The organism is Desulfobacula phenolica (assembly GCF_900105645.1).
GTDB lineage: Bacteria > Desulfobacterota > Desulfobacteria > Desulfobacterales > Desulfobacteraceae > Desulfobacula > Desulfobacula toluolica.
Window position 1 is genome coordinate 57,273 of the sequence record NZ_FNLL01000007.1, and the last position, 20,697, is coordinate 77,969.

The 20,697-nt window shown below is 37.8% G+C and carries 20 protein-coding genes; 13 read left to right on the plus strand and 7 right to left on the minus strand.

What is annotated here, in order from left to right:
• Positions 1-397 precede the first annotated feature (397 nt).
• The 7 genes from BLT94_RS12715 to BLT94_RS12745 all read right to left on the minus strand — a co-directional run bounded on the left by BLT94_RS12715 (position 398) and on the right by BLT94_RS12745 (position 6,179).
• Positions 398-1,885: a S1C family serine protease gene (locus BLT94_RS12715; RefSeq protein ID WP_092234714.1), complete on the minus strand. Its 1,488-nt coding sequence runs from the start codon at positions 1,883-1,885 to the stop codon at positions 398-400.
• A gap of 194 nt (positions 1,886-2,079) precedes the next feature.
• Positions 2,080-2,376, minus strand: coding sequence for a hypothetical protein (locus BLT94_RS12720; protein WP_092234716.1), 297 nt, complete (start codon positions 2,374-2,376; stop codon positions 2,080-2,082).
• A 43-nt stretch (positions 2,377-2,419) separates the two neighbouring features.
• Entirely contained in the window at positions 2,420-3,160 is a 741-nt protein-coding gene (locus tag BLT94_RS12725; RefSeq protein ID WP_092234718.1) for a hypothetical protein, read from the minus strand.
• A gap of 18 nt (positions 3,161-3,178) precedes the next feature.
• The gene (locus BLT94_RS12730) at positions 3,179-3,496 is read right to left on the minus strand and encodes a hypothetical protein (RefSeq protein WP_092234720.1); all 318 of its coding nucleotides are present in this window, start codon (positions 3,494-3,496) and stop codon (positions 3,179-3,181) included.
• Complete coding sequence (locus tag BLT94_RS12735) at positions 3,483-4,838, minus strand: hypothetical protein (protein WP_092234721.1); 1,356 nt, start codon at positions 4,836-4,838, stop codon at positions 3,483-3,485. Before BLT94_RS12735 ends, BLT94_RS12730 begins: the two co-directional genes overlap by 14 nt.
• Positions 4,839-4,885: 47 nt before the next feature.
• Positions 4,886-5,227 carry a hypothetical protein gene (locus tag BLT94_RS12740; protein ID WP_014958265.1) on the minus strand — a complete coding sequence of 114 codons (342 nt, stop codon included), beginning with the start codon at positions 5,225-5,227 and terminating at the stop codon, positions 4,886-4,888.
• 130 nt (positions 5,228-5,357) lie between these two features.
• Positions 5,358-6,179, minus strand: coding sequence for a hypothetical protein (locus tag BLT94_RS12745; protein ID WP_092234723.1), 822 nt, complete (start codon positions 6,177-6,179; stop codon positions 5,358-5,360).
• Positions 6,180-6,320: 141 nt separating this feature from the next.
• Here BLT94_RS12745 and BLT94_RS12750 point away from each other — a divergent pair, with 141 nt between their 5' ends.
• From BLT94_RS12750 to BLT94_RS12810, 13 genes are all read left to right on the plus strand, one after another.
• Positions 6,321-7,079, plus strand: coding sequence for a head GIN domain-containing protein (locus tag BLT94_RS12750; RefSeq protein WP_092234725.1), 759 nt, complete (start codon positions 6,321-6,323; stop codon positions 7,077-7,079).
• Positions 7,069-8,157 (plus strand): hypothetical protein, encoded by a 1,089-nt coding sequence (locus BLT94_RS12755; protein ID WP_092234727.1) that lies wholly within the window; start codon positions 7,069-7,071, stop codon positions 8,155-8,157. Before BLT94_RS12750 ends, BLT94_RS12755 begins: the two co-directional genes overlap by 11 nt.
• Positions 8,158-8,172: 15 nt before the next feature.
• On the plus strand, positions 8,173-10,179 hold the full coding sequence (locus tag BLT94_RS12760) for a CsgG/HfaB family protein (RefSeq protein WP_092234729.1): 2,007 nt from the start codon (positions 8,173-8,175) through the stop codon (positions 10,177-10,179).
• Positions 10,180-10,187: 8 nt separating this feature from the next.
• On the plus strand, positions 10,188-12,200 hold the full coding sequence (locus tag BLT94_RS12765; RefSeq protein ID WP_092234731.1) for a fibronectin type III domain-containing protein: 2,013 nt from the start codon (positions 10,188-10,190) through the stop codon (positions 12,198-12,200).
• A 17-nt stretch (positions 12,201-12,217) separates the two neighbouring features.
• Positions 12,218-12,514: a hypothetical protein gene (locus BLT94_RS12770; protein WP_092234733.1), complete on the plus strand. Its 297-nt coding sequence runs from the start codon at positions 12,218-12,220 to the stop codon at positions 12,512-12,514.
• A gap of 48 nt (positions 12,515-12,562) precedes the next feature.
• Complete coding sequence (locus BLT94_RS12775) at positions 12,563-13,234, plus strand: response regulator (protein ID WP_092234735.1); 672 nt, start codon at positions 12,563-12,565, stop codon at positions 13,232-13,234.
• Complete coding sequence (locus tag BLT94_RS12780; protein WP_092234737.1) at positions 13,234-14,640, plus strand: sensor histidine kinase; 1,407 nt, start codon at positions 13,234-13,236, stop codon at positions 14,638-14,640. Before BLT94_RS12775 ends, BLT94_RS12780 begins: the two co-directional genes overlap by 1 nt.
• Before the next feature lie 73 nt (positions 14,641-14,713).
• Positions 14,714-16,132, plus strand: coding sequence for a Do family serine endopeptidase (locus BLT94_RS12785; RefSeq protein ID WP_092234739.1), 1,419 nt, complete (start codon positions 14,714-14,716; stop codon positions 16,130-16,132).
• 57 nt (positions 16,133-16,189) lie between these two features.
• Positions 16,190-17,089 carry an inositol monophosphatase family protein gene (locus tag BLT94_RS12790; RefSeq protein WP_092234741.1) on the plus strand — a complete coding sequence of 300 codons (900 nt, stop codon included), beginning with the start codon at positions 16,190-16,192 and terminating at the stop codon, positions 17,087-17,089.
• 56 nt (positions 17,090-17,145) lie between these two features.
• Positions 17,146-17,346 (plus strand): hypothetical protein, encoded by a 201-nt coding sequence (locus BLT94_RS12795; RefSeq protein ID WP_092234743.1) that lies wholly within the window; start codon positions 17,146-17,148, stop codon positions 17,344-17,346.
• A gap of 33 nt (positions 17,347-17,379) precedes the next feature.
• Positions 17,380-18,216, plus strand: a complete 837-nt coding sequence (gene ylqF / locus BLT94_RS12800) for a ribosome biogenesis GTPase YlqF (protein WP_092234745.1) — start codon at positions 17,380-17,382, stop codon at positions 18,214-18,216.
• Positions 18,217-18,218: 2 nt separating this feature from the next.
• On the plus strand, positions 18,219-20,285 hold the full coding sequence (locus BLT94_RS12805) for a carboxy terminal-processing peptidase (protein WP_245743109.1): 2,067 nt from the start codon (positions 18,219-18,221) through the stop codon (positions 20,283-20,285).
• Positions 20,286-20,366: 81 nt separating this feature from the next.
• Complete coding sequence (locus tag BLT94_RS12810; RefSeq protein ID WP_092234750.1) at positions 20,367-20,645, plus strand: peptidylprolyl isomerase; 279 nt, start codon at positions 20,367-20,369, stop codon at positions 20,643-20,645.
• Positions 20,646-20,697 lie beyond the last annotated feature (52 nt).

Sequence of the window (20,697 nt, forward strand, 5' to 3'; positions counted from 1 at the left end):
TTGATAATTTTTCAATGGCTGTTGGAAAAAAAGTAATTTTACGATCTGTCCCTTATAGAAGAAAGTTTGGTACTGAGAAATGGGTTCAAGATGAAGAGACCCGCTATTTTTGTCCCGATTGTGGCAACAAAGTTTTTCGGGGGGTTGTAAAATGCAACCAGTGCAAAGCTAACCTTAATTTGGATTAATACTTTGCATATTGCTGTTTTTTTCAAAAAAATGATTATATAACTTCAAAGGGAGCGGTCTGGTTCTGAAGATGTTTCAGCAGTTTGATCTGCCATGGCAATTAGTGACTTTTGGAATAATTATACAATTAATTGAGAACAGTTAGAACCTTTTTGGTTCTGGCTTGTCCAGGTTAGGTTACACTCAATTAATACTGTTAACAAAACCATTATAATCCAGCAGATCGATCAGAAGAAATTTTATATTTTTTAAGTATCCTGTTATCAGCTTCTTTAACTGCATGGCTGTTAAGGATGATTTTAAATCCTTTGATATCTTCAATTACATGATAGTCACCATTCCAGGTTTCAAAAGCTGATACCAGGTCTTCCATGACATTAATTTTTTTGCCGTTTACCTTTGAGATGATTCCATTAATAAATTCATGGTAGCCAACATTTACTTCATCTGCCAGAACCTGCACCAGCAGAACAACCTCTTTTCTGTCCTGCCGCTGTTCTTCATTATAAAAAAGATTCAGCAACTCTGTTGGTGCATTCAAATAAAAGTTATTTGCTCCACCGTATTCATAAAGATAATTCAAGGATAACACTTCAAAAACCAGTCCGCCTATGATGTAAAACCTTGGTTCAGTTTCATATTGTCTGTAGGGGACAAGCCTACAGCAGTGAAGAGGTTTTGATAAAATCAAATTTATGTTAATCCGTTTTCCTTTTCTTAGCACCAATAGCGAAATTTTTTCGTTAATTTGTTTTTGTTGCAGTGCAAATCCAAGATAGGTCCGTTCCCCTTTTCTAAATTCGATCGTGCCGTCATTTTCAATATTATAATGATCAATTTTCAACAGGACATCTTCTGACTCAAGGATTCCTAAAGCCGGGGAATCAGGGAAAATTGAATTCACCAGAACCCCTGTGTCGGACTGTTGCATCTGATAATGGTTTCTCATGTCGGAATTTTCAAGTTTCTGCATGGAGACACCTAATTCCGGTATTCCGTCAAGTCGACCATCAACAATATCCTCTAAAAACCGTTTGATCCCCGGCACTGGAATCATGTAACCGATATTCTCTATTTGTTCACCAAAGGCATTTTGAAAAGCGATTCCAACAATTTTTCCATTTTTGATAACAGGCCCACCGCTGTTGCCGGGGTTGATGGAGGCATCAAGCTGGCATGCAAGCAGATAAGCTCCACTGTGTTTGTATTCTTTATGCTCGATTCTTGAAATAACCCCCCTGGTTATGGAAAGTTTATCTCCGCCTTCAGGGAATCCATAAGCAAAAACCTCTTCTTTGATTCTGGAAAATTCACCAAATTCAAGGGGGGTAATTTCATTGAAAAAAGTTTTGTCCTTAATCCGAAGTAACGCCAGGTCACTTTTATGATCAATGATATCAACAACAGCTGTGTAACGTTTGGCCTGACCTGATTTTCGTACCTGCAAAAAAGTATTGTTACAGACTACATGGGCATTGGTGAGAATTCGGTTCCCTTTTATAATAACGCCGGACCCGTGACGTGATTGCAGCCCTTTCATCTGCCATGGTTCGTGATAATTGTATTCATTATATACGACATAAATTTTAACCACAGTATCTTTTTCCTCAGCATGTGTTATCCCTACAGTAATCAATAAGAATAAACAAAAATAGGCAAAGGCTTTTCTAAAAAAGGCATAGTATATTTTCTTCATGGATACAACAAACCTATAGCAATGGCAAAAACGGAATGCTTTTAACTGCAACGGGCAAATCTGATATTTTATTCATATTTGCCCAAAACAAAAATTGAAAGCCTATGTGTAAATTTTTTAAGACTTTCATACAAAAAAAATGAAAGGAATAATAAAATAAAAAGTTAATGAATTTAAAGACCGATAAAAGCCCATTATTTCATGCTGGTGAAAGTTTTTTTAAGATTATTTGTAAATATAACAGACTCCTTATCTTTAGAATACTTAAAAAAACGACTGTAAACGGTTTTTGTTTCGCCCGTGGCAGTATCTATAACAAAAGCCCCTACCAGTGAGCCATTATCAATGGGTGTTGCCCATGAAGACAGTTGAAACCGACCGTAATTTGGAGGTGGTGGTGCTTGGGTAGAACCGAGAAACAAAAGGAGGATGAGAACAGCAAAAACCCCCATAAAAAAGAATTTTGTTTGATGATTTATATATATTTTCATAAAAACAGTCCTGTTTGAAAAATTTGGTTTGATATGGTTTCAGCTATTTTTTAACCTGGGAAAAATCGTCTTCCTGGGCACCAACGCCTTGAACTTCAATAAATTCTTGATCAATGCCCAAATTCCTGCCAAGAATGGTAGAGGCTTCTGTAACGTTGAGTTTCATATTTATAAAAGCATCTCCGGTTTCTTCCCAACCGTAATCCACAACTTCTGCCAGGTATAATGTCGCCAGCAATTTTGTTTTGATGATATCGGATTTTAACAGGTAATTTTCAACACTGGTTTTTGATTCCACCTTCATTCCAACCAATCGCCTTGTAAGTTCTCTGTATCCGTCTATTTCGGCAGCCCTCAACGCAGCAAGGGGGCTGGCGTTTGCCGGGGTTGAGGTGCCGTATCCAACTCGCCTGAAAATTTTGTTCTGCAAATTCATTTCGTCACCGTCAATATTGGTGATAGAACTGAGTTGTACGCTTGCATCTACTTTGGCAATATCTTTTTTTGAATCATATTCTATGTTCTCGTATTTTATTCCGCTGATAAACGCCTCTGTTTTTGATTCGGTAACACTTTCATAATTTGCAGCTACCATGTTTTCAACCGATTCCGTAGCACGGATTTTAAGACCGTAAATAGCTTCCACCAAAGCTCTGGATGCTTGCATTTTTGCTGCCATAATGCTCATCAGTCGTTTGTTTCCAGAGAATGCTGTGGGAACACAAACAAAAATAATTAAAATAAGTGTCAATGCAACACTAAAAATTTTTTTTTCTGTACTCATTGTTTAATGCCTCGATAATCATTTAAGGGTTTCGGGGGGTCTTAATCTTTTTTTGTCCGAAGGTATTATTTCTATGTTTTTCTCAAGAATGGTAATATTGGGTCCTGTTTTTTCATTTTCAATAACGGTTGCCTTGAATTTTATTTTGCCGGATTTCGGAATTTTGATCTCCTGATTAATGATAACTTTGTTGAGAGTATTGAGTTCCTCAACTCTTTCTTCAACATGTTGCTTATTACCTCCCCAGACATCAGAGGTAATACAACATGTTATAGCCGAGAAATTCACCATGACGGCAAGAATCAGGAATAAAAATTTTTGTTTACCACTCTTCATCGCTTATCATCCTGCCTATTCCTGTCGTTTTTTGCCTCTTCTTTGCTTGGGCGGTTGGAGCGGCAGCAGCTTGGGAGCTTTTGTCAGGCTGTTTTGATACAGTAGGTGCAACTGATGCTTCTGGTGCTTTGTAACTGGCTGTTTCCTGTTCCTGAACAGGAGCGCTGGCTGTTGCCACTTCATCCTGTGAATCGGACTGCTGTTCCACCAGTATTTGAGTGTTCAGAAGATTTCGCCTGGCCAGCGTTCTTTCATCAATTGGAATTCCCGTATAAATCGTTATAAAGGTATCCAAATCAATTGTTTTGCTGCCCACGGCAAAAGAAGGGGAAAGCTTTTGAAGAGCTATAATTGTTGGATTGTCTAATTGCCCGGAGAATTTTAGATCATTGCCATAGAGAAACATCCATTGCTGAACCGTAGAAATACGCTCTTCATCGTTCAAGCTGTAATAGTATCGCTTGATCTGTTTTGTCACCACAGGATCGGGATCTGAATCATCTCCAAGGAGTTTCCAATAGGGAAGGACAAGATATTTTCCAATCATCTGTATCATGCTGACTTCTACCAGAACACGAACGGCAGCGTGGCGCCCTTGAACTTTTTTAATAGATCCTTTTCTTCCAAAGGTTGGACCAAATAAGGTAATTCCCAATTCTTTTTCCCTCAACGCCTTATGGACTTCCATGCTGTTCACTGTATTCATTCTTGGAATGCCGGCAAGAGTTTTAAAGTCCAGCATATTAAAATCCAATGTAATTCTTGCAGTCCCTTCTTTTCCGCTGTTACCGTAATCAAAGCCTACGGTGTTGGCGGGTGTCCAACTAGGAGCATTGGTAAAAGACGCTTCAGCACCGATATCGGTTCCATCTCCACGGGTAGTGAGTCCCCTGTCAAATTCAGTAATTCCACCGCTGACAACAACTTCCGGAATAAGCTTTCCTTCAAAATTAGAGTAACCCGTGACATTCATGTTTTGGATATAAGCAGGATCATAAGGAATATAGAGTACATTTCCCCCGATTGAATTCAGTGTGCTTTTAAGAATTTCCGTTATATCACGGGGGATTTCACCACCAGTTGATCCTGATGTGCCTGTATTGTCTCCAACCGGATCGCTTTGAATCCTAAGTTCCCCTGTAGCATAAATTTCTGTCATCAATCCTAATTCGTTAAGGGTTTCCGTATACGAGGTGAGCTTTACTTCGGGTTGTGATTGCTTGAGTGTAACATCAACTTTTGCAGGGTCAACCGATACGCAGGAAAACATTGAAAAGCAAACACAACTCAAAAACAATCGGCAAACTAATTTATAACAGAATTTAGCATTCATCTTTGTCATAGTCGATCCTTGGTTTTTTAATTCTCTCATTCTCTTAAGTCAAAACGCTATTCGGCAATCAGTGTTTTATCACCCTTGCTTTCATCAATAATAATAATGTCGCCCTTAACATTGCTGCCAGCCCCCATAACAACACTATTCATATTGGCATCTCCGCTTCCGGATGAGGTTCCGTTAGCTCCACCGCTTTTTTGGCGGACAAGGGCCCTGCTTTTTGCATTCATTTTAATAAAATTTATATTTCTGTCTTTTTTACCAAGCTCATCCCATTTGTTTATGGAATCATCCGTATAACTTGACATCCCATCATCAAGATCATTGCACCATGCATTGCCGGCAAATAATACAAGAGACAACAAAAGAAAGATAAAAATGCATATATTTTTCATGGTTAATAGTTCTCCCTGTTAAGTGTTATATAACCCTATTATATGTGCGAATAAATTTATCATTTCCGTTCCGGGATGACACATGTCTGAATATAACATGTGTCATCCCCGTATATGGCAAATTACAAGGTTATTCGATTTCAACAGATCCCATGTTGGCGGTATTGCCTTGTCCAATGGCAATGTTAGCTGCATCTTTTACATTGGACTGGTTGATAACAGCACCCTTAACAGCGGAATTGTTAATGTTTACAGATCCCATATTAGCAGTATTGCCTTGTCCGATGGCAATGTTAGCTGCATTTTTCACATTGGATTTATTAATAACAGCGCCTTTCACAGCGGATTGTTCAATATTCACGGAACCCATGTTGGCTTTATTGCCTTGTCCAATGGCAATATTAGCTGAATCTTTTACATTGGATTGATTGATGACAGCACCTTTTACCGCAGATTGTTCAATATTCACGGATCCCATGTTGGCTTTATTACCTTGTCCGATGGCAATGTTAGCTGCATTTTTCACATTGGATTGATTGATGACGGCACCCCTTATCGCAGATTTTTCAATATTCACGGAACCCATGTTGGCTTTATTACCTTGTCCGATGGCAATGTTAGCTGCATCTTTTACATTGGATTTATTAATAACAGCACCTTTTACAGCAGACTGTTCAATGTTCACGGTTCCCATATTGGCTTTATTGCTTTGCCCAATGGCGATGTTGGCTGCATTTTTAACATTGGATTGATTGATGACGGCACCTTTTACAGATGAATTTTTGATTTTTACAGATCCCATGTTGGCTTTATTGTCTTGTCCAATGGCAATGTTAGCTGCATCTTTTACATTGGATTTATTAATAACAGCACCTTTTACATTTGAACCGGCAAAGGATATACTTGTCAGAACAAACAACCCGAAAATAGTTAACGCAATAATCTTTTTCATGATGATTCGCCTCTCCTTAAATTTTTAAATTGAAAATAATTACTTTTACCATTCTTATTTATATGCTATGTGCTATGTGCTTATAATATAAATTAATGAGAAATTGCAAATAAAATTTATGAGGAATTTCAAACGACAACGATGAAACAACATACAATTTTAGCCATATATGCCTTTTCGGTGATCCTGTTGACAGTTTGGTGTTCTATTTTTTTTATCCAAGACTGTGCATTTGCCATGAATATAGTCATCAACAAAGATTTTGTTGACATGAACTGGAGTGATGGTGAAATTTCTTCAGAGACAACCAAGGATTGTATTGTGGGGAACGGCTTGCTGAAAAAAGAGAACCGAGACCTGTCGTTTTTTAACAAAATCAATGTCAACGGGACTTTTGATGTTAACATTGGATTACAAAAAAAACAGTCAGTTGAAATTTTATGTGATGAGAATCTTCTTTCCCAAATATCCACTCGGGTTTCAGATGGCGGTTTGCACATTAATACCATAAAATCAGTTTGTCCCAAATCCGGATTGACAATTAATATTTTCTTGCCAAATCTTGAATCCCTCAATTGTAGTGGAACCAATGGCATTGTTGTTGAAAACATGAATAATGATCATTTTTTTCTCAAACTGGATGGCGCAAATGATGTCCGTATCTCCGGAAAAACGCACCAATTTAACATCGAAATTCTGGGGGTCGGAGATCTTCATGCAAATCGTTTGCAGGCTGAAGCCGTTACCATAGAGTCACAAGGCTCAAGCGATGCCTACGTTTATGCTTCAAAAAGGCTGCAGGTAACTTTGATGGGTGCAGGGGATATTTATTACTATGGGGAACCGTTGCAGATCGATTCCCGGATTGAGGGTGTGGGGGATCTGATAAATGGTGAGTAAGGCAAACATGAGACTGTTTTGTGTATTGGTCATAACAATTGTGGTGATACCATTGCAACTGTGGGCAGGAGAAAGGGTGACTGCTAAAGGTATGAGTTTTTTTGAAGAGGGCAAAGAGGCCATAGCCAGAGAAAAAGCCGTGGATGAGGCCAAAAGGGCAGCTCTTCAAAAGGTTATGGGAAGTTATATTAATTCAATGACTGTTGTTGATAATTTTCAACTGCATGAAGATAGAATTATCAGCCATTCGTCAGGATATGTTAAAAATATTACCGTGATTGATGAAAAAAAAAGCAGACTGGGAACCCTTGAAATTACTATCCAAGCTGATGTTGAGTCCGCCGACGTTAAGGATGACTTGCAACGGTTTCAAGATATGTTGAGTTGGCAGCGCAATCCAAGGATCAGTATTGTTGTTCAACCTGGTACTTTAAAAAAATATTTGCCGGCTGCAACTAAAGCTGCCAACATCTTGACGGGCAAGCTTCAGCAAGCGGGCTTTAAGGTGCTTAAATTTTCTGAACAAACCCGGAACAAGGTAGGGCTGCTGGTGGGACTTACACTTGAACAATCCGTAAAGACATCAGACTATCAGGGAATTTCGATTTCATTGAATGAAATAGGTTTGACGGCTGATATGTTCAGACCTGGAGATCAGGAAATTCTTGCTTCGTCAAGCGCCATCCGGTCCATTCCAGGTGAAAACAGCCTTACTGTCCTTGATAAAGGTGCCCGGCAGTGCATTGATGCCATTTGGAAAGAATTAAAAGACAAATTGCTGCTGCAGTATGAAAAAGAACTTTACAATGATCGCGATATTTATCTGACATTGAAAAATCTAAAATCGCAATCCAAAGCCATTGAAATCCCTGAAATTTTAAAAGCCGGTATTACAGGGGTTAAGGGGTGTTCTCTTTTAACATTCGACGGAAAAAAAGGTGAATATAACCTGCAGTTTCGCGGACGTCCCGAGCATTTTATCAATGAGCTTGAGATGTCCTATTTTCAAAATACAGGTTTTCAGTCAAAAATTGAAACATATACGGGAAACAGTATTGTATTATTAATGTTAAATTAGTTTTTGGAGGTATCCATGGGCAGGAAGATTAATCGTTATAAACTCATTTTTGCAGGTCTTATTACAATTTTTATTCTCGGTTGTCAAACCGGTTCAAAGCATTATGAGTCAGCAATGCAATTAAATGAGGCGGGTAATTACAGCAATGCAATTGCTTATTTGGAAGAAGCTATAAAGCTTGAACCGAATAATCAAAAATACATTGCAGCTCTTGCAAATATTAAAAACAGCCGAGTAGATATTCATCTTTCAAAAGCCATGACCTTGCTGGACGCTTTACCTCTTACCATAAATTCCCTGTCAGAAGCAAAAACCGCAATATCAAAAGCCCTGGAAATAGATTCTGAAAATAATAAAGTGAAAAGTATTTCAAAAAAATACTCTAACTTAGAAGCATCATTTTACAAGGAAATTAAAGCAGAATATCAAACCATAAAACAGAACATGGCTTCAAATGCATGGGATTCAGCTTATTTTAATCTGCAGCAGCTGCAAAGCAGATTTCCTTCTTATGAGGATACTTTCCAGTTAATGTCAATAACTATAGATAAAGGTGCTGAATATTTTTATAAAATAGCTAAAGACAGCCTTGTTAAGAATAATCTTTCCAAAGCCATTGACAATGCCAATAAGGCCATTGCTTTGAATATGGATTATGCCCCGGCCAGGGATATTCTTGATCTGGCCAGGGAGAGAGATAATTTAAAATATTTTGTGCGCAAAGGGGCTAAAGCCGCATCTATAAAAAACTGGGATGCTGCCATTTCCTATTATAAACGCGCCCGTGAATACGAGCCTGACAATAAGGAATTGGAACAGCTGGTTGATCAGGTTTATGTTCTTGCGTCGAAATATTATATTCAAAAGGCTGGTCAGGACATTGATCATGGATATTTATTGAGGGGGCTTGAAAGTTATGAAAAAGCCATGGAATATGCCCCTTCAAAGGATAATTATTCCCTTAAAAGTTTTCGTCAACGATTTTCACAACTGGCCGGCAATGCCGCCAACATGTTTCAGAGTCAGGGAAATTTTGGTTCTGCATGGTATTGGTATAAAAAAATAGAAAACATGAATAAAAATTATCCTGATATTTTTTATTCAATACAAAAAATGGAAGATGAAATCAATGCCAGGATTAAAAAAGCCATTGCCGTTTTTGACTTTGGCAGTCCGTCAGATTACAAAGATGCCGGGGTTATTGTTGCAAATAATTTAATTACCTATCTTTTTAATTCGGCAAGCAAGGATATAAAGATTCTTGAGAGGGAAAACCTAAAATCAATACTGGAAGAGATGAAGCTTGGTCAAGTAGGTGTGGTTAATCCCGATTCTGCACAGGAAATGGGAAAAGTTTACGGTATTAACGTCGCCATCATGGGAAGTGTTTTACTGTATAACGTGGAATCATACCAGACAACAGGCAAAAAAACCGTAAGGTATAAAACCGGTACAAAGATTATTGATAATATTGATTATTTAAACTGGCAGGCAAAAAATCCGGTACCGTCAAAAGAACAGATAGCCACAGCTCCTCCGGCCAAGATAATCGAGGATGTTTTTACGCAAAAAGATTATGAAGTATCACAGCATAAAAAAAATGGCTTTGTTCAATTGTCATTTAGAATTGTTGATGTTGCAACCGGTGAAAATATTAAAGTAGATACCATTGAAGTTAAGAAAGAAATTGTTGATGAAGGCAGTGCAGGGCTGGCTGAGGCAAATATCAAGTATGATCCCCTTGAAATTACTACAGATATAGACCTGCTGCAGGATCTTACAAATACGGCAGTCTCCGAGTTGGGCCGGGAGGCTTTGAAACCCTTGCAGTATATGGAAAAAATTTATTTTGACACCGGCGAGAATTTTTTAAAACGGCGCAACACCATTGACGCAATTGAAAATTACATCAATGCGATTTTTGATGAAAAAATGAAAATGATTTCCGGTTCACCCATCACTGCTGAATCAAACAGTAAAATTCATGATATCTTTTATAATTTTAAAATCTCTGAAGGGTAATCATAGAAATGCATTTGATTAAAAAAAGAGCCTCCTGTTTTTTTCTGACCGTTTTACTGTTGAATTCTGTGGGAATATCTTGTGCATTCTCAGAACAAAGTGCCCTTGCAATTTTTAATTTAAAAGCAGCCAGCATTGATGCCATGGGTTATAATAATGAGATAATATATAATTTAATCTCAGCCCTTGACAAGGAAGGGTCGATCACTGTTATGCCGATGCGTGAAATGCAGGAAATGCTTTTTAAAAATGGTGTTTCACAAAGTGATGACAATTCCCTGGTTTTAAAGGCAGGGAAAGTTTTAGGCGTCAGATATATCTTTTTTGGCAGTGTTGAAAAAAAGAAGTCAGATACTGTTATTCATTCTGTTTTTAAACTAATGGATCTTCATTCAGGAAGGATTGTATTGAATGAGAAGGCTGATATTGTAGGAAGGGACGGTATTCGAACCAGGATGTCACTACTTGCCAAAAATATCGGCTCTGTTATAAAAAAAAACATGAGCAGTGTTTCCGGACCCGTATCATTGGATTATTCTTCCACCTCACTTGACATACCGACTGTTACCATTTCAAATATCAGTGCAAAACCATCCCGAAAAGGTATTCTATTGTCCTGGAGTCATGATCCTTCAACAGAAAATATTACTGGTTACCATATTTATCGTTCGGAAAATGCTTCTGGGCCGTTTCAGTTCATAGGAAAAGAAATTAAAACAGAATTTAATGATGAAACCGTTGCAAAGGACAAAGAGTATTTTTACCGAATCGGCCTGTTATTATCTTCAGGCAAAGAAATCAGGAATAAAAAGGTTGCCATGGGGATAAAAACTTCCAAAGCAATGCCGTTTTCTCCTTTGATTATCAAAAAAACAGGGTTTGCCCAAAGAACCGTGATTGAATTTATTCCTTCAATATTAAATTCTCAGGGAAAATTTACAATCAAACACTATAAAATGTACAGAAAAAAGGGAACCGGTGAATGGAAGCTTATCAAAACCATCAATAAAAAAAATTCCACGATGAATTACAATTATACTGTGGAGGATACCGTTGGCTTAAAAGACAATACGACTTATATCTATGCGGTGTCCAGTATTGCTGATAATCTGGTTGAAAGTGATCTTTCAGTTCCTGTTGAAATAAAGACCATGGAATCTCCTGAACTTTTCCTTGTGAAGGATAATTTGTTAAGACGCATTGATCTTTCATGGAGGCATGTAAAAGGTGCAAAAGCTTACATCCTCTACAGGAAAACAGGTGATGAAAACTGGAAACAAATAGATAAAATTGACTGTAATAAGCCCTGCACATATCAAGACAAGAAAAATAGTATTGATGGCGCCGTGTATCAATACAGATTGACTGCATTTGATGGCGTGGGGCAAACTTCTCCATTTAATGAAGTACAAGGTACTACCAAGGCGTTGATTGATTTTCCACAAAATTTTAAAGCGCTGGACGGACTTGTAAAGCAGGTGAAGCTGACATGGGACAGTGTTAAAGACAAAGATGTCGGAGGGTACACCATCTATAGAAAAACTGCTGGTGAAACTTTTGAAAGGATCGCTGAGCTAAAGGGTTATAAAACCAATAATTATCTGGATAAAAAATCAGGGCTGCAAAAACTTTTGGATGGAACCGAATACACCTATTACATCACAACCTTTAATTTGTTCAAAGTTGAAGGCAAACCTTCTGAAACAATAAGTGCCCGGACAAAATCAATACCGCAAAAGATAAGGGGGATTTCCGTGAAGGGACAAAACGATTCAATTGTTCTTCAGTGGGAAAAAAATTTTGAGCCGGATATAAAGCATTATACTATTTTGCGAAAAAAAGGTAATATGACCTGGATCAAAATAAAAGAAGTCGGATCCGAAATACTGGAATATATTGATCGTGATTTAAAACCAGGGCTTGAATATCAATATTCGATTTTTGCAACGGATAATGATAACTTAAAAGGTGATTGCTGTGAAAGCCGTAAGATTTTAAGCCCTTTACTCTATGATAATTAAACTATCAAAGGTTTGATATGAAAAAAACTGTCAGCTTGATTTTTTGTTTTTTATTGATCAGTTCTTCCCTGGCGTTATCCGCAGATTTAAATTCAAAAACATCCGATAAAACCGGAAATTATGAATTGTATAATGGGGTGTACCACTCCGCATTGATTCAAAAGAACCAGTCAACCAAGTTTTTAGAACAAAAGCTTTTCAGACTTAATACTACAACCGGAGAAACATGGATGCTCATTGATGTTATGAAAGGTGGGGCGGATATTAAGTACTGGAAAAAAATTACAGATGGATATCCTGTGGACAAAAAGTGATTTTTTAAAATCAATTATTGGATTTGTTTTCCGGACAAGAGGGTCATTATGAGAATTCTTGTTGTTGAAGATGATAAAAAAATTGCGGAATTTGTCCAAAAAGGACTCAAATCATCAGGATTTGCAGTGGATCATGCCACAACAGGAAGCCAGGGGTTTGAAATGGGGTTTGATGAACCCTATGATGCCATGATCGTTGATATAATGCTGCCGAAAATGGATGGCATCTCCCTGATAAAAAAGTTACGGGAACAAAAAAATAATACGCCTGTAATTATTTTGAGTGCCAGGGACAGGGTGGATGACAGGGTGAATGGCCTTCAAGCCGGCGCTGATGATTATCTTACCAAACCATTTGCTTTTTCAGAACTTCTTGCAAGGATACAAGCCCTTATCAGGCGTGCGGGAAATATTGCGGATCCAGTGAATCTTTCCTATGCTGATTTAAGCATTGATATCCTGAAGCGTCAGGTAAAAAGAGATAACAAGCCCATAGAAGTGCAGCCTCTTGAGTTTTCTCTTCTGGAATATTTGCTGCGCAACAAAGAACGGGTGGTTTCAAAAACCATGATCATGGAACATGTCTGGAACTATAATTTTGATCCCATGACCAATGTTGTTGAAGCAAGAATCTGCAGGCTGAGAGATAAAATTGATAAAAACTTTGAACCCAAATTGATTCATACGGTAAGAGGTGCGGGTTATGTACTCAAAGTTTAATGTTGTATAATATTTTTAACACAATAGCATTTAGATTAACTCTCTGGTTTACAGGAATCTTCAGTATCTGTTCCAGCTTTGCGTTTGTTTTATTTTATTTTCTTGCCACGCAAACCCTTCAGACTCAAATTGATCAGGAATTGTTGGATAATGCTGCTAAATTTTCTGCTGTTATTCGCAGAAACGGGTTGATGGGTGCAAGAGAGCTTGCTGTTGTAGAAGCCCAGGCAGCCGGTGAAAAAATGATCTTTTTCAGACTTGTCTATCCAACCGGTGAAGTCTTTGCCTCTTCTCATATGTCTTATTGGAAACATGTGCATGTCAGCAAACATGTGTTACAACGTCTTATCTCAAATAAAGATAATGTTTTTGAAACAGTCCGTGTTCCATCAACCCCCAAAAAAGCCAGAATCCTTTATAGCTATGTTGCAGTAAATGCCATTTTACAAACCGGAATTGCTATGGATTCTTACATTACGTTTTTATCGGCCTTTAAAAAGGTTTTTATCGGTGCAATGGGGTTTATCATTATTTTTTCTGCAATTTCCGGCTGGCTTCTGGTTCGAAAAGCCTTGTCCGGTGTAACGGCCATCACAAAAACCGCTCAAAATATTACCGGCAAAAACCTTGATGCCCGGGTAAAAGGAACCGGCAATAAGGATGAGCTGGATCACCTGGTAACAACCTTTAATTCAATGCTTGACAGAATAGAGGAGCTTGTAAAAAGCATCAGGGAGATGAGTGATAATATTGCCCATGATTTAAAAAGTCCGATTACGAGAATCAGGGGATTTGCCGAACTAACACTGATTCATGAGGAAAATCTGGAAGACTACCGGATCATGGCCGCCAATACGATTGAAGAAACCGACCGTCTGTTGGATATGATCAATACAATGCTGGTGATTTCAAGGGCTGAGGCCGGGGAGGAGGATTTTGAGTTTAAGATAACCAATCTTTCGCTAATGGTTAAAGAGGCCTGTGATCTGTTTGCTCCCCTTGCAGAAGACAAGCATATGAAATTTTCTCAAATCATCCAGGATCAGATCTGTATTGTTGCAGATATTAAGATGCTGCAAAGAGCATTTTCCAACCTGTTGGACAATGCCATTAAATATACTCCTGAATATGGAAAAATAACTGTTGTCACAGCTTTAAAAAATAATGATGTGTCCATAAAAATCGAGGACACAGGAATCGGTATTGCACCTGAATATGTTGAAAAAATATTTGAAAGATTCTACAGGGCAGAGTCCTCCCGAACAAGTGCCGGAACCGGCTTAGGGCTAAGCCTTGCCAGGACAATTGTCCGCCAGCATAAAGGCGATATTAGGGTTAAAAGCCGCCAGGGAAAAGGCGCTGTTTTCGAGATAAGATTACCATTTAATAATCTTAGGGTCATTTAATCGTCATATTTATGTGTTATTATTACAACTCAGTGGGAGAAATATTGATGTTAATAATTCAAGGGAGGGTATTATGAAACAGATAAATAAATTATTGATTGCTGTTATTGTGTTTGGCTTGTTAAATACGCCGGTAATGGCTAAAAACAGTCATTCAAATATCAGAATGGTGCCCGCAAGTTTCTCAGAACTTGCCAAACAGGCAAAACCGGGTGTTGTAAACATACAGACTGTTAAAAACATTGAAGGTGGCGGAAGGGTTTATAAACATTTTTTCGGCCAGCCATTTGGTGGAAACAGAGATATGTTTGATGAATTTTTTGCTCCTTTTTTTAATCAAAGACCGGAAAACAGAAAAGAAAGCAGTCTTGGTTCAGGTTTTATTATCAGTAAAGACGGTTATATTGTAACCAATAATCATGTGATTAAAGATGCGGATAAAATAAAAGTTATTTTGCATGATAAAACCGAATATGATGCAATAATCATAGGGACTGATCCAATGACTGATCTGGCGCTCATTAAAATCAAAGCAGAGAATTTAATGCCCTTAACATTTGGAAGTTCCCTGGAAGCTGAAGTCGGGTCATGGGTGGTGGCTATCGGCAGTCCATTCGGTTTGGAACAAACTGTAACTGCTGGGATTATCAGTGCAAAAGGAAGAATTCTCGGCTCCGGGCCATATGACGATTTTATTCAGACTGATGCTTCCATTAATCCGGGGAATTCAGGTGGGCCATTACTGAACCTTGATGGTGAAGTCATCGGGATCAATACAGCAATTATCAAATCCGGCCAGGGCATCGGGTTTGCAATTCCATCGGATCTGGCTACGGGTGTCATTGATCAACTGACGGAACAAAAAACAGTTTCACGGGGCTGGATGGGGGTTGCGATTCAGAATGTCACGAAACAACTGGCAGAATATTATGGCATCAAAGAAACCAAAGGAGTATATGTTGCAAAAGTATATGATGGTGATCCAGCAGATAATGCAGGGATCAAAGTCGGTGATGTTATTTTTCAAATCAATGATAAAAAAATTGAATCCTCCCGGGATTTGACCCTGACAATTGCTGCATCATCTGTCGGTGAAACGGTTAAAGTCAAGCTGATACGCGATGGTAAAGAAAAAATGATCAAAGTTAAACTTGGCAAAAGACCCGAACAAGATCCTGACAAAGCAAAAATAATGGATGAGTATGATTCGTTTGGATTCTCGTTGAAACAGATGGATTCAGATATGGCAAAAAAATTGGGTTATCCTGAAGATATCAAAGGACTTGTTGTGACGGACATAGAATCCGGCAGCCAGGCCTCAAAAACATCTGTCCGTCGTGGAGACCTGCTCATGGAAGTTAATCGCTACAAAATTGACACCATTGAAGACTATACTCAGTATTTAAAAAAAATAGCTACAGGAAGGACTGTTCATCTGCTATTCAGAAGAGGTAACAGTCATGTCTTTGTTGTGAGTTTTGAAAAATCATAGCTTAGCCATACAAATGGTCTTTTATTTAACGGCATTCCTTCCTTTATGATGGTCGGAATGCCGCAGATAATCGCATATAGAAAAGAAAGAAACGAGTATTGCAAACATATTGGGAATGAGGTGTTTGCCTTTGAAAAAACCGGACTGATATGCCATAATTCAAAAATATTAAATTTCAACAAATCGGATGACACATTGATATTATTTTTAAAAGATCTTATTAAACAGGCAGGCGCTATCTGCATTAAAGAGCAATCGCTTTTAAAACCGGCTGATGTAAAATTTAAAAACAAAAAAGACCTGGTAACCATTACCGATAAAAGGGTGGAAGACTTTATTGTCAAAAAGATCAGGACAAAATATCCTTCACACGATGTCTTGGGTGAGGAAACAGGCAAAACAAATTTTTCTTCAGATTATCTATGGATCATTGACCCCATAGACGGAACCACCTCCTTTTTCCATCAACAACCGTTTTACTCTGTCAGTATAGCCGTACAATATAAGGATCAAACCATTTGTGGTGCAGTTTATGCGCCACGTCTGGATGAATTATTTTATGCAGACAAAGACAAAGGTGCTTTCTTAAATGATAATCCAATCTATGTTTCAAAAACAGACCGGCTGATTAATTGTGTTATGGCAACAGGATTTGCATGCTTGAGGGCAAATCTTGAAAAAAACAACCTTGAATATTTCAACAGGATTGTTCCCCAATTAAGAGATATTCGACGGTATGGTTCTGCAGCCATTGATCTTTGCTATGTGGCATGCGGCAGGCTTGACGGATTTTGGGAAATGAATTTAAATGTTTATGATATTGCAGCAGGGGTTTTTATTGTTGAACAAGCAGGCGGAAAAATCTGTGATTTCAAAGGCGAGTTTAATTTTCCCGAACAGGGGATCGTGGCAACAAACAAATACATACAAAATAAGTTACTTGAAAATTTCAAATAAATCCATACCTTGTGAAAAACAATATGCTATAAAAAATGCTTTATCACTGGAGAACCATGACCGTTTTATTTTCATTTATTTTTATTTCCAGCCTTATTTTAGGATTTGTTTATGGGTGGTTAAAGCACTTTTCAGGATTTCAATTGCTTATCCCTGTAATTATTGGAGGATTCTTCGGAAGTTGCATGGTTGCAATCGTATTCACTTATCTGTATTTTACCCATATTGAAATAGGCAAAGAAAAAATTGAAAAATAAAATTGACCCATCTAAAAAAAAGAAACAAACAAAATGACAATTCAATGGTTTCCAGGACATATGCTTGAAACGGAAAACCTGCTTAAAAAAGTCATATCTAAAGTGGACGCTGTTTTAGAAATTTTAGATGCCAGACTGCCGCAGGCAAGTGCCAACCCGTTCGTGAATAAAATCTGCAAAGGCAAATTCAGATTAAAAGTGTTGAATAAAAATGATCTTGCAGACCCTGAACAAACAAAATTATGGCTTGATTATTTTGAAACAGAAAAAAAGGTTCCTGCCGTTTCCATCTGTGGGACTCAAAAATCCCAAACCTATGCTGCATTAAATTATTGTGTGAGTCAAATTAACAGAAACAGGGCTAGAAAATTGAAAGTAATGGTGTTAGGTATCCCCAACACAGGCAAATCAACTATTTTGAATTCTCTGGCAGGCAAAAAAATTGCAAAAACCGGAAATGTACCTGCAATCACACGACACCAGCAACGAACCAGCTTAAACAATAACATAGATATCTATGATACACCCGGAATATTATGGCCGGTGATAGAGCCAAAGCAAAAAGCATATATCCTTGCAGCAAGCGGTGCAATATCTGATACAGCCATTGATTATACAGACATTGCATTTTTTGCAGCCACGCTTTTAATAAAAAAATATCCTGATTTATTGATGTCGCGTTATCCTTTTCTGGAAACTTTGCCAGAGGATGAACTCATACTGATTGAAAAAATCGGTTCTGCTAAAGGATGTTTGAAAAAAGGCGGTATGGTGAATTTACAAAAAGCCTCCGAGGTATTAATCCGTGAACTTCGGGCCGGTAAAATAGGAAAAATAAGTTTTGAAACACCAAAGGATATTGAATTATGACAATGAAACCCATAAAAAACAATTATCTAATGATTTCGGTCCTTTTAAAATGCTTTTTATCCATATTCATCCTTTTATCATATTCATCACATGTGTGGGCAAATATTGAAAAACCCATCAAACCGAAATTTGAACACGCTTCTCAATGCATTAAAATCGTACGGACACTTGAACGATATCATTATCTTGAAAAAAAACTTGATGATAATATGTCATCAATTATTTTTGACCGATACTTGAAGCGGCTTGATCCCGGCAAATTATTATTCACCCTGAAAGATATTCAATCATTAAAAAAATATCAATTCCGGCTGGATGATGACCTGAAAAGAGGGAACCTGAATATTGCTTTCAAAATATTTAATTTATACATGGAGCGTTCCAGACAAAGACTGGAATACATTTCTTCCATGATACCAACATGGGAAAAAGATTTTGATTTCAGCAAAAACGACTCCATGATCATAGACAATGATGTGCGCAAATGGGAACCCAACAGCAAAACCCTTTTTTCTTTGTGGAAAAATGATCTGAAAAATCATATTATTACGATGATCCTGGATGATCAGGAAAACGATTCAATCACTCAAACGCTTGATAAAATATATTCAAGCCGTCTCAAACGATTATTGCAAACAAACTCAAATGATATTTTTCAAATTTTCATGAATAGTGTTACCATGGCTTTTGATCCTCATACGCAATTTTTTCCTCCCAGGGCTTCCGAGGATTTCGATATTCACATGAGTTTATCGCTTGAAGGTATTGGCGCGGTTCTTCAAAACGAATATGAATATACCAAAGTTGTACGCTTAATCCCCAAAGGACCGGCTGACAAATCAAATTTACTCATGCCCGGTGATAAAATCATTGGTGTGGGCCAGGGAAAAACAGGGGAAATTAAAGACACCATAGGACAACGCATTGATGATGTTGTCAAACTGATCAGAGGCCCCAGGAACACATTGGTAAGACTGAAAATCATACCTGCTAAAAAAAGCAATTCAACCCGGACAATTCAAATAAAAAGAGATCAGGTTAAATTAGAAGAACAATCTGCAAAAAAAAATATCATAACCCTTAATCACAACAATCTCCCCTTGAAAATCGGTGTGATTGAAATTCCCAATTTTTATATTGATTTTAATGCGTATCACAGGGGGGATAAAGACTATAAAAGCACAACAAAAGACGTTAAAAAATTACTTATCGAACTAAAGAACGAAAACATTGACGGATTAATCATTGATTTGCGTGACAATGGCGGCGGTTCCTTAAAAGAAGCCAATGAACTGACCGGACTTTTTCTGAAGTCAGGCCCAACAGTACAAATTAAGACAAAATACAGGATTACACGATTATATGATGATGATCCAACCATTGAATATTCCGGCCCTCTTATCGTATTAATCAATCGAATGAGTGCATCGGCTTCCGAGATTTTTGCCGGTGCCATTAAAGATTATAATCGGGGCGTGATTGTCGGCACAAGAAGCTTTGGCAAGGGAACTGTTCAGGAATTACAGCCACTTGGAAATGGCAAATTAAAACTTACCAGTGCAAAATTTTATAGAGTTTCAGGCAAAAGCACTCAAAATCTTGGGATTGTACCGGATTTGAGTTATCCGCAACTCTATAAGATTGAAGATACGGGAGAAAGCTCTTTAGAAGGTGCCCTCCCATGGGATACAACAATCAAAACCTCATATAAAGCCTATAGGTCGCTTCAATTAATGAATAAGAAACTGGATACCGGTTACCAGGAAAGATCGCTTAAAGACCCAGGTTTAACTTATCTTAAAAAAAGAATCGAAATTGCATCAAAAATAAATTCCCAGCCCTCCGTCTCATTAAACCTGGATGCCCGAAAATCAGAAAAAAAACTATTCGAGCAATCAGAACTCGACATTGAAAACAATTATTTGAGGTCTATAGGCAAAGCGCCGATAGAAAAATTAGATCCTGAAACTACAAAGATAAATGACTTCAAAGAAATCCTGATGAATCAAACCCATCTTGTACTGGCGGATTTTATTGAGCTTTCCCATGATTTTGATTTTTCATGGTAATTGTTATATCTTGATAATTATAAAATGATTTACTACACTCACAAGAGTTGACATTAACCAGAATAGATTAAAGGAGAAATAATGGCAAAAGCCAGTGCCAGGCACATACTCGTAAAAGATGAGGAGTTTTGCAAAGAACTTATTGATAAAATAAAGAATGGTGAGGACTTCGGACAATTGGCCAAAGAACATTCAAAATGTCCTTCCGGAAGAAATGGGGGAGATCTGGGAGAATTTGGCCCAGGCCAAATGGTTCCTGAATTTGATACGGTAGTTTTCAATGAAGAAATCGGCATACCTCATGGACCTGTTAAAACAAATTTTGGATTTCACATTGTTGAAATCACAAGCCGCAGCTGACAGACTATAAAAAACCGAACGGCCCAGGGTTTATGTTAACCTGTGCCGTTCG